This window comes from Micromonospora sp. B006 (assembly GCF_003408515.1).
GTDB lineage: Bacteria > Actinomycetota > Actinomycetes > Mycobacteriales > Micromonosporaceae > Micromonospora > Micromonospora echinospora_A.
On the sequence record NZ_CP030865.1, the window covers coordinates 3296231 to 3306697 of the forward strand.

Annotated in this window: 1 protein-coding gene; it reads right to left on the reverse strand. The window is 77.0% G+C overall.

What is annotated here, in order from left to right; all coding sequences use genetic code 11:
• Positions 1 to 32: 32 nt before the first annotated feature.
• Positions 33 to 10118 (reverse strand): type I polyketide synthase, encoded by a 10086-nt coding sequence (locus MicB006_RS15165; RefSeq protein ID WP_116506934.1) that lies wholly within the window; start codon positions 10116 to 10118, stop codon positions 33 to 35.
• Positions 10119 to 10467 lie beyond the last annotated feature (349 nt).

Sequence of the window (10467 nt, forward strand, 5' to 3'; positions counted from 1 at the left end):
GTATCGGGGTTCGAGGTGTGCGACATGCCGGATCAGGCCGAGCCGAACTCTTCGTCCAGCAGGCTGAAGATCTCCTCGGCGGAGGCCGACTCGAGGCTGGTGCCCTCGTCGGCGGCGGAGTCCGCACCGGCCTCGGTGTAGGTCCACAGGGAGAGCAGTTCGCGCAGCCGGACGCCGACGGCGGCCCGGTCGGTGTCGCCGGTGGACACCGCGCGCATGGCGTGCTCCAGCTTGTTCAGCTCGCCGAGCACCGTCAGCGCGGACGTGCTGCGCTCCGCCAGCAGCGCGCCGCGCAGGTACTCGACGAGCGCGGCCGTGGTCGGCCGGTCGTAGATCAGCGTGGAGGGCAGCCGCAGGCCGGTGGCCGCGTTGAGCCGGTTGCGGAACTCGACAGCGGTCAGCGAGTCGAAGCCCAGCTCGACGAAGCCGCGCTCGGCATCGATCGAGCGGATCGACGCGTAGCCGAGGACGGCGGCGGCGTGGGTCCGCACCAGGTCGGAGAGCACCTGGTCGCGGTCGGCCTCCGCCGTGGCGGCGAGGGTCTCCCGCAGCGCCTCGGCCGGGTTCCGCTCGGCGGCCCGGGCCGCGCCGGTCGCCGCCGGCCGCACCAGCGACCGCAGCACCGGCGGCACCGCCGCCGGCCCGTGCCGGCCGATCAACGCGAGGTCCAGGTCGACCGGTACGACCACCGGCTCGGCGAAGCGCAGGGCCTCGCTGAACAGGTCCATGCCCTCCTCGGCGCCGAGCGGCACAAAGCCGCCCCGGTTCATCCGGGCCTCGTCGACGTGCCCGGTCTGCCCGTCGCCGGTGTCGTTGACCCACGGGCCCCACGCCAGCGAGAGCGCCGGGAGTCCCCGGTCGTGCCGGTGCTGGGCGAGGGCGTCGAGGAAGCAGTTCGCCGCCGCGTGGTTGGCCTGCCCGGGGCCGCCGAAGAGGCCGGCCGCCGAGGAGAAGAGCACGAACGCGGCCAGGTCCAGCTTCTCGGTCAGCTCGTGCAGGTGCCAGGCCGCGTCGACCTTGGGTCGCAGCACGGTGTCGAAGCGCTCCGGGGTGAGCGCCGGCAGGACACCGTCGTCGAGCACCCCGGCGGCGTGCACCACGCCGGTCAGTGGCAGGTCGGCGGGGAGCTGGTCGACCAGCAGGGCGAGCGCGTCGCGGTCGGTGACGTCGCAGGCGGCCACCCGGACGGTGGCGCCCAGTCCGGCCAGCTCGTCGACCAGCGCGGCGACGCCCGGGGCGTCCGCTCCGCTGCGGCTGACCAGCAGCAGGTGCCGTACGTCGTGCCGGGTGACGAGCCGGCGTGCCACGAGCCGCCCGAGCAGGCCGGTCGCCCCGGTCACCAGGACGGTGCCGGCGGCCAGGTCGGGGCCGGACGCCTCGGCCGGGGGCGGCCCGAGGCGGGTCAGCCGGGGCACCCGGAGCTGCCCGGCGCGTACGGCGAGCTGGGGTTCGCCCGTGGCGAGGGCGGCCGGCAGCAGCGCGGCGGCCGGGGCGTCGTCGTCGATGTCGAGGAGCACGATCCGGTCGGGGTTCTCCGACTGGGCGGAGCGCAGCAGGCCCCAGGCGGTGGCGGCCGGCACGTCGGCGATCCGCTCGTCCGGGTCGACCCGGACCGCGCCGCGGGTGACCACCACCAGCCGGGCGGCGGTCAGGGCCTCCTCGGCGAGCCACTGCTGGGCCAGTGCGAGCATCCGGTGGGCGACCCGGTGCGCCTGGGCGGCCGGGTGCGGCTCGTCGGCGGCGGCTCCGGCGCAGGTCACCACCACCGCGTCGGGCGCGGCGGCGCCGGCGCGTACGTCGGCGACCAGCGTCGACAGGTCCGGGTGCCGGTCGGCGCCGGACCAGTCGGCGCCGAGGACGACCAGCCGGGAGGCGGTGTCCGCGCGGCCGGTGGTGGGGGCGAGCCAGTCGAGGCGGTGCAGGGACCGGCTGACGGAGCGGCGGGCGGCGCTGAGCTGCTCGCCGGAGATGGGCCGCAGGACCAGACCGTCGACGGAGGCGACCGGGGTCGCGCCCGTGTCGGTGACGGTCAGGGCCACGGAGACGGCGTCGGTGGCGCGCAGCCGGATCCGCAGCTCGCGGGCACGGGTGGGCCGGATGGTGACGCCCGACCAGGTGAACGGCAGGCCGGGGCGGATGCCGGGGCCGCCCTCGGTGCCCGACGCGCCGCTGGCGGGGTCGCCGGCCGGGTCGTCGGCCGTGGCGCTGGCGCCGATGGCGTGCAGCGCCGCGTCCATCAGGGCCGGGTGCACCGAGAACGCCGTGGTGTCGGTGGACGCGTCGGCGTCCAGGGCGACCTCGGCGAGGATGTCCCGGCCCGAGCGCCAGGCGGCACGCAGCGCCCGGAAGGTGGGGCCGTAGTGGTAGCCCTGGGCGGCGAGCCGGGCGTAGAGCCCGTCGAGGGCGATCGGCTCGGCGTCGGCCGGCGGCCACACGGCGGCCGGCGCGGGGTCCGGGTCGGCGGTGTCGGCGAGTTGCCCGGAGGCGTGCCGCTGCCAGGGCCGGGAACCGTCGGCCGCGGTGTCGTCGTCGCGCCGGGTGTGAATGGCGACGGGCCGGTGCCCGGTCTCGTCCGGCGGGCCGACGCGTACCCGCAGGTCGATTCCTCCCTCGGTGGGGATCGCCAGGGGCGCCTCCAGGTTCAGCTCGGCGACGGTCGCCGAGCCGGCCTGCCGGCCGGTCCAGGACGCGAGCTCCACCAGGGCCGTCCCGGGCAGCAGCACCGTGCCCAGCACGGCGTGGTCGGCGAGCCAGGGGTGGGTGGTGAGGGTGATCCGGCCGGTGAACAGCAGGCCCTCGTCGCCGGGCAGGTCGGCCACCGCGCTGAGCAGCGGGTGGTCCACCACGTCGAGGCCCACGGCGGGCAGGACGGAGCGGTGCGCGCCGGTGCGCTCCAGCCAGTAGCGGTGCCGGTCGAAGGCGTACGTGGGCAGGTCCACCGGTTCGGACTCGGGCAGCAGGCGGCGGTGCTCCACCGGCAGGCCGAGGGCGTGCGCGGTGGCGAGGCCGGTCAGCAGCCGCGTGGCGGCGTCGGCCGAGCCGCCGAGGGTGTCCAGGACGTGTCCGGGGGTGCCGGCGGCGTCGAGCGCGGCGGCGATCCCGGCAGCCAGTGCCGGCTCCGGCGAGACCTCCACGAAGGTCAGGTGTCCGGCCGCGACGGCGGCACGCAGGGCGGCGTCGAGCCGCTCCGGCCCCCCGTCCCCGGCGCCGGGGACGGCCGGGGCCGCGCCGGGGGTGGCCGGGTCGGTGCCCAGGGTGGCCGGGTCGGTCCAGTGGTCGACGCCGAGGCCCGCCGCGTCGGCCCAGTCCCCGGTGACAGTGGAGGCCAGCCGGGCGGTCCCGGGCTGCGGCGCGAGCCCCGCCAGGGCGGCGCGGAGGCCGTCGTGGTCCAGGCCGCCGGCGGCGGCGCGGGCCCGCATCGCCACCGTGCGGGCGGCGTCGGGCAGGGACAGCAGGCCCGCCACGTACGCGGCCACGACCTCGCCGTCGCCGGTGCCGACGACAGCGGCGGGGGTGACACCGGCGTGCCGCCAGACGGCGGCGAGCGCCACGCCGACGGCGAACCGGACGGGCCGGGCCAGCTCCGGCCGGTCGGCCCAGGCAGCGTCCGCGCCGGTGAGCAGGGCGGCCGGATCGACGTCGACCCAGGGCGCGAGGGCCTGCCGGCACTCGGCGAGGGTGTCGTCGAAGACCGGGCAGCGGCCCACCAGTGCGGCCACCGCGCCCGCCGGGGCGGCGCCCGGGAAGACGAACACCGGTCCCGCGCCGTGGTTGGCGACGGTGCCGGTCACGACGTTGCCGGCCGGGGTGCCGGCGGCGAGCGCGTCCAGGCCGGCCAGCAGTTCGCCGGGGGTCGCGCCGAGCACGGCGGCACGCCGGTCGAACGCCGAGCGGGTCGCGGCGAGCGACCAGCCGACCGCCGCCGGGGCGAGGCCGGGGTGCGCGCGCAGGTGCCGGGCCAGCCGGGACGCCTGCGCGGCCAGGGCCGAGGTGGAGCGGGCCGAGACGGGCCAGGCCACCACGTCGGCGGTGAGCAGCCCGGCGGGGCGTTCCCCCGCCGCAGCGGCCGGCGGCGGCATCGGCGCGTCGGCCGCCTCGGCGTCGGCGGGCAGCTCGACGACCACGTGGGCGTTCGTGCCGGAGATACCGAACGAGGAGACCGCCGCGCGGCGGGGCCGATCGGCGGCCGGCCACGGCCGGGACCGGGTCACCAGCTCCACGTCGCCGGCCGACCAGTCGATGTGCGGCGACGGCTCGTCCACGTGCAGCGTCGCCGGTACGGTGCCCTCCCGCATCGCCAGCACCATCTTGATCACGCCGGCCACACCGGCGGCGGCCTGCGCGTGGCCCATGTTCGACTTGACCGAGCCCAGCAGCAGCGGGCCGGCGTCGCCCCGGTCCTGCCCGTACGTCGCCAGCAGCGCCTGCGCCTCGATCGGGTCACCGAGGACGGTGCCGGTACCGTGCGCCTCGACGACGTCCACGTCGGTGACTGCCAGCCCGGCGCCGGCCAGCGCCTGTCGGATCACCCGCTGCTGGGAGGGGCCGTTGGGGGCGGTCAGCCCGTTCGACGCGCCGTCGGAGTTGACGGCGGAGCCGCGTACCACGGCGAGGACGCGGCGGCCCTGCCGCCGGGCGTCGGAGAGCCGCTGCACGAGCAGCATGCCGACGCCCTCGGACCAGCCGGTGCCGTCCGCCGTCGCGGCGAAGGACTTGCACCGCCCGTCGGACGCGAGTCCGCCCTGGCGGGAGAACTCCTGGAACGCCGTCGGGGTGGCCATCACGGCCACGCCGCCGGCCAGCGCCAGGTCGCACTCGCCGCGCCGCAGCGCCGCCCCGGCGAGGTGCAGCGCCACCAGGGACGAGGAGCAGGCCGTGTCGACGGTGACGGCGGGGCCCTCCAGCCCGAGGGCGTACGCGACCCGGCCGGAGATGACGCTGTGCGCGGCGCCCGTCATCAGATAGCCCTCGACGCCCTCGGGTACCTCGGTCAGCCCCGTGCCGTAGCCGGAGGTGGAGGCGCCCACGAAGACGCCCGTACGGGTGCCCCGCAGCGACGCCGGGTCCACCCCGGCCCGCTCCAGCGCCTCCCAGGACGTCTCCAGGGTGAGCCGCTGCTGCGGGTCCATGGCGAGGGCCTCGCGGGGCGAGATCTCGAAGAACGCGGGGTCGAAGTCCGCCACGTCGTGGAGGAAGCCGCCCGCCGGCGGGTGCGTCCCCTCGGCCGGCTCGGGGATCTCCCAGCCCCGGTCGGTGGGGAACAGCGAGATGGCGTCCACGCCGTCGGCGACCAGCCGCCAGAACGCCTCCGGCCCGTCGACGCCCCCGGGGTAGCGGCAGGCCATGCCGACGATCGCGACGGGCTCGTCGGCGTCGACGACGACGGCCTGCGGGGCGTCGGCCGGGGCGGCGCCGGAGACCAGCTCGCGCAGGTGCGCGGCCAGCTCGGCGGGGGTCGGGTAGTCGAAGACCAGCGTGGTGGGCAGCCGCAGGCCGGTGGCCGCGTTCAGCCGCCCCCGGAAGTCCACGGCGGTCAGCGAGTCGAAGCCGAGGTCCTTGAACGGGCGCCCGCGCAGCTCGTCGGGGGTGGCGTGGCCCAGCACCGCCGCGGTCTGCTCGTTGACCAGCCGCAGCAGCTCCCGCTCCTGCTCCGCCGCCGGGAGCGTCGCGAGGTGGCGCAGCGGCGCCGCGACCCCGTCCGCCGGCGCGGCGGCCTCCTCCTGCGCGACGAGCGCCCGCACCTGCGGCAGGTCGCCGAGGAACGGGCTGGGCCGGGCCACCGTGAACGCGGGGTGGAACCGGCTCCAGTCGACGTCGGCGACGGTCACGCAGGGCGTGGGCCGCCGCAGCGCCCGGTCGAGGGCGACGAGCGCCTTCTCCGGATCGACGGGCGGCAGGCCCATCCGGTTGAGCTGCTCGGTGGCGACGTTCTCGGCGGCCATGCCGTGCGCGCCGCCCCAGGCCGTCCAGGAGACGGCGGTGGCCGGCCGGCCCCGGTCGCGCCGGTTGACGGCCAGGGCGTCCAGCAGGGAGTTGCCGGCGCCGTACGCGCACTGCCCGGCGCTGCCCCACACGCCGGAGATGGAGGAGAACATGACGAACGCGGCGAGGTCGCGCTCGGCGAGGCAGGCGTCGAGGTGCAGGGCGCCGAGTACCTTGCCCGCGACGACGTGGGAGAACTCGTCGAGGGTGGTGTCGGTGATCGGGGTGAGCTGGTCGGTGCCGGCGGCGTGCACGACCGCCGTCAGGTCGGGCAGCGAGCCGACCAGGTCCGCCACGGACCGCCGGTCGGTGACGTCGCAGGTGGCGGCGGTGACCCGCCCGTCGGCGCCGTACCGGTCGAGCAGGTCCGCCACGGCGGGGGCGGCGGCGCCCCGGCGGCTGGCCAGGACCACCCGCCCGGCGCCCCGGTCGAGCAGCCAGCGGGTGACGTGGCCGCCGAGGGCGCCGGTGCCGCCGGTGACCAGGACGGCGCCGGACCACCAGTCACCGGCCGGGTTCTCGTCGATCGGCGGCGGGGCCGGGGTGAGCCTCCGGGCCCAGGTGCCGCCGGGGCGCACGGCCACCTGGTCCTCGCCGCCGTGGCCGGCCAGCACGGCGGCGAGCCGCCGGGTGGTGGCGGCGTCGACGGTGGCCGGCACGTCGACCAGGCCGCCCCAGCGGTGCGGTTGCTCGACAGCCGCCGCGCGGCCGAGGCCCCAGACCTCGGTCTGCAGCGGGTGCGTGACCCGGTCGCCCGGGGCCGCCGCCACCGCGCCGCTGGTGACGCACCACAGCGGCGCCACCAGGTCCAGGTCGGTCATCGCCTGGACGAGGGCGAGGGTGCCGGCGGCGGCGAGGGTCACGCCGGGGTGCCCGGGCAGCAGCCGGTCCTGGCCGGCGACGACGGCGAGCACGCCGTCGACAGCGCGGCCGCCGGTCAGCACCCGGAGCCGGGCGGCGAGCGCCGCGCGGTCCAGGTCCGCGGCGCCGACGCGCAGCACCAGCGGCTCGGCGTCGCCGAAGAGCCCGGCCAGGCCGTCGGCCCACGCCGGCGCGTCCTCGGCGGGCAGCACGACCAGCCACCGGCCCGCCGGGGCGTCGCCGTCCCCGACCGGCACGGGCTGCCAGCTCACCTGGTACGACCAGCCGTCCACGAGGGAGCGTTCCCGTCGGGACCGGCGCCAGGAGGACAGCACGGGCAGGGCCGGCAGCAGCGCCCGCACCTGCTCGTCGTCGTCGCCCAGCTCGCCGCGCAGCGTGTCGACGTCCGCCTGCTCCAGGGCGGCCCAGAACTCGTCGTCGCCGTCGGCGGAGGCGGTGTCGGGGCCGGCGGGTGGCGGCTCGGGCCAGAAGCGCTGGCGGCGGAAGGCGTACCCGGGCAGCGGCACCCGCGCGGTCTCGGCGCCCGCGTACAGCCGCGTCCAGGCGACCTCCACCCCGCCGACGTGCAGCTCGGCGAGGGCGGTGAGCGCCGATGTGGGCTCGGGGCGGTCGCGGCGCAGCAGCGCCACGGCGGCGGTCTCGTCGTCGGCCAGGACGTCGCGGACCAGCGCGGTGAGCACCCCGCTGGGGCCGACCTCCAGGAACGTACGCACGCCCAGGGCCCGCAGCTGCTCGACGCCGTCGGCGAAGCGGACCGCCTCCCGCACGTGCCGCACCCAGTACTCGGCGGTGCGGATCTCGTCGGCGTCGGCGACGGCACCGGTCAGGTTCGACACGATCGGCAGCGCCGGCGGTCGCAGCTCCAGCCGGCGCACCACGGCGGCGAACTCGGCGAGCATCGGTTCCATCAGCGGGCTGTGGAAGGCGTGGCTGACCCGCAGCGGCCTGGTACGTACGCCCTGGTCGGCCCAGCGGCGTTCGAGTTCCTCGACGACGACTGCGGTGCCGGAGACGACGACGGCGGTGGGCCCGTTGACGGCGGCGACGGCGACGGCGTCCTCGACGCCGGCCAGGGCGGCTCGGACGGCGTCGGCGGGGAGCTGGACGGCCAGCATCGCGCCGCCGGCCGGCAGGGCCTGCATCAGCCGGCCCCTGGCAGCCACCAGCGTGGCGGCGTCGGGAAGCGACAGCACACCGGCCGCGTGCGCGGCGGAGAGCTCGCCGATCGAGTGGCCGAGCAGCATGTCCGGGACGATCCCCCAGCTCTCCAGGAGCCGGAACAGCGCGACCTCGACGGCGAACAGGCCGGCCTGGGTGTAGAGGGTCTGGTTGAGCAGCCCGCCGGCCTCGTCGCCTTCGGGCGCGAAGAGCACCGGGGCGAGCGGGCGGGGCAGGTGCCGGTCCAGCTCGGCGCAGACCTCGGCCAGCGCCCGGTCGAAGACGGGGAACGCGGCGGCCAGCTCGCGGCCCATGCCGCTGCGCTGCGCGCCCTGGCCGGAGAAGAGGAACGCGAGCTTGCCGCCGCGCGGGCCCGCACCGGTGACCAGGCCCGGGGCGTCGCCGCCCGCGGCCAGCGCGCGCAGGGCGGCGGTCAGGTCGGCGCGGTCGCCGGCGAGCAGCACGGCGCGGTGCTCGAGGCTGGCCCGGGTGCTCGCCGACGACCAGCCGACATCGGTCAGCCGCGGCTCGGGGCGCTCGTCGAGCCAGTCGGCCCAGCGGGTGGCCTGCGCGGTCAGCGACGCGGCGTCGCGGGCGGAGACCAGCACCGGCACCAGGCCGGCACCGTCGACCGGGGCGGTGACGGGCACGGTGACCGGATCGGTCGCGGCGGCGGGGCCGTCCGGGGCGTCCGCCGGGGCCGGGTCGGCGGCGGGCGCCTCCTCGATGATCACGTGGGCGTTGGTGCCGCTCATGCCGAAGGAGGAGATGCCCGCGCGGCGGGGCTGTTCCCCGGCGGGCCACGGCTGCGGCTCGGTTGCCAGCGACACCGCGCCGGCCGTCCAGTCCACGTTGGGCGTCGGCTCGTCGACGTGCAGGGTGGCGGGCACGGTGTCGTGCCGCATCGCCATCACCATCTTGATCACGCCGGCCACGCCGGCGGCGGCCTGGGTGTGGCCGATGTTCGACTTCACCGAGCCGAGCCAGAGCGGCCGGTCGGCCGGCCGGCCCTGCCCGTACGTCGACAGCAGCGCCTGCGCCTCGATCGGGTCGCCGAGGGTGGTGCCGGTGCCGTGCGCCTCCACCACGTCGACCTGCTCGGGCGCGAGCCGGGCGCTGGCCAGCGCCTGGAGCACGACCCGCTGCTGGGACGGGCCGTTGGGGGCGGTCAGACCGTTGCTCGCGCCGTCCTGATTGACCGCGCTGCCGCGTACGACCGCGAGGACGGGGTGGCCGTTGCGGCGGGCGTCGGAGAGCCGCTCGACGAGCAAAAGGCCGGCCCCCTCGCCCCAGGCGGTGCCGTCGGCGGCGGCTGCGAACGACTTGACCCGGCCGTCCATGGCCAGGCCACGCTGGCGGCTGAAGCCGATGAAGGCGGACGGGGTGGACATGACGGTGGCCCCACCGGCCAGTGCCAGGGTGCACTCGCCCTGCCGCAGCGCCTGGCAGGCCAGGTGCAGCGCGACCAGCGACGACGAGCAGGCGGTGTCGACGGTGACGGCGGGGCCCTCGATGCCGAGCGCGTACGAGATCCGGCCGGACACGACGCTGGCCGCGGTGCCGGTGAGGATGTAGCCCTCGGTGCCTGGTGGCGGCTGCTGGAGCAGCCCCACGTAGTCCTGGCCGGTGGTGCTGGCGAACACCCCGACCTGGTGGCCGCGCAGCGTCGAGGGGTCGATGCCGGCGTGCTCGAACGCCTCCCACGACGTCTCGAGCAGCAGCCGCTGCTGGGGGTCCATGGCCAGCGCCTCGCGCGGCGAGATGCCGAAGAACGCGGCGTCGAACTCGGTGGCGGAGTCGACGAAGCCGCCCTCGGCCACGTACGACGTGCCGGGGTGGTCGGGGTCCGGGTGGAACAGCCGTGCCAGGTCCCAGCCGCGGTCGGCGGGGAACGCGGAGTAGGCGTCGCGGCGGGAGTCGACGAGCTCCCACAGTTCCTCGGGCGAGGCCACCCCGCCCGGGAAGCGGCAGGCCATGCCGACGATGGCGATCGGCTCGCGGTTGGCCGCCTCAAGCTCGCCGAGCTTCCTCCGGGTCTGGTGGAGGTCCGCCGTCACCCATTTCAGGTACTCCCGGAGCGTATCTTCAGTCGCCATTGACGCCACCTCTTCGGGTCGGAGAGAAACAGCGACCCAATACCGTCCACGGACGCCACAAGCCGCGAAGATCCAAACCCATTCAGCCGACCACGAATTGCCAGACAAAATGGCGTTTCAGCCCCCCACCAGGTCTTACGCGCCGGACGAAAGGTAATTGTCGCCGGACGGCGGTCACAACCCCTAGCGTGCCCCTACGGGTGCCCCTAGGTGGCGGTGGCGCAGGCTGGGCCGACCCGCCCCGCGAGCGGTGTGGCGCACCGCCCTCGCGGGGTGCGGCCGGGCGGGTGCGCGGACCCGCCCGGCCCAGCGTGTCACGACCGTCGACAACGGTCGTACGACACCATTC

Bases quoted from the DNA above. Each gene is read 5' to 3' on its own strand.
- MicB006_RS15165 (WP_116506934.1), bottom strand. From the start codon at position 10,118: ATGGCGACTGAAGATACGCTCCGGGAGTACCTGAAATGGGTGACGGCG.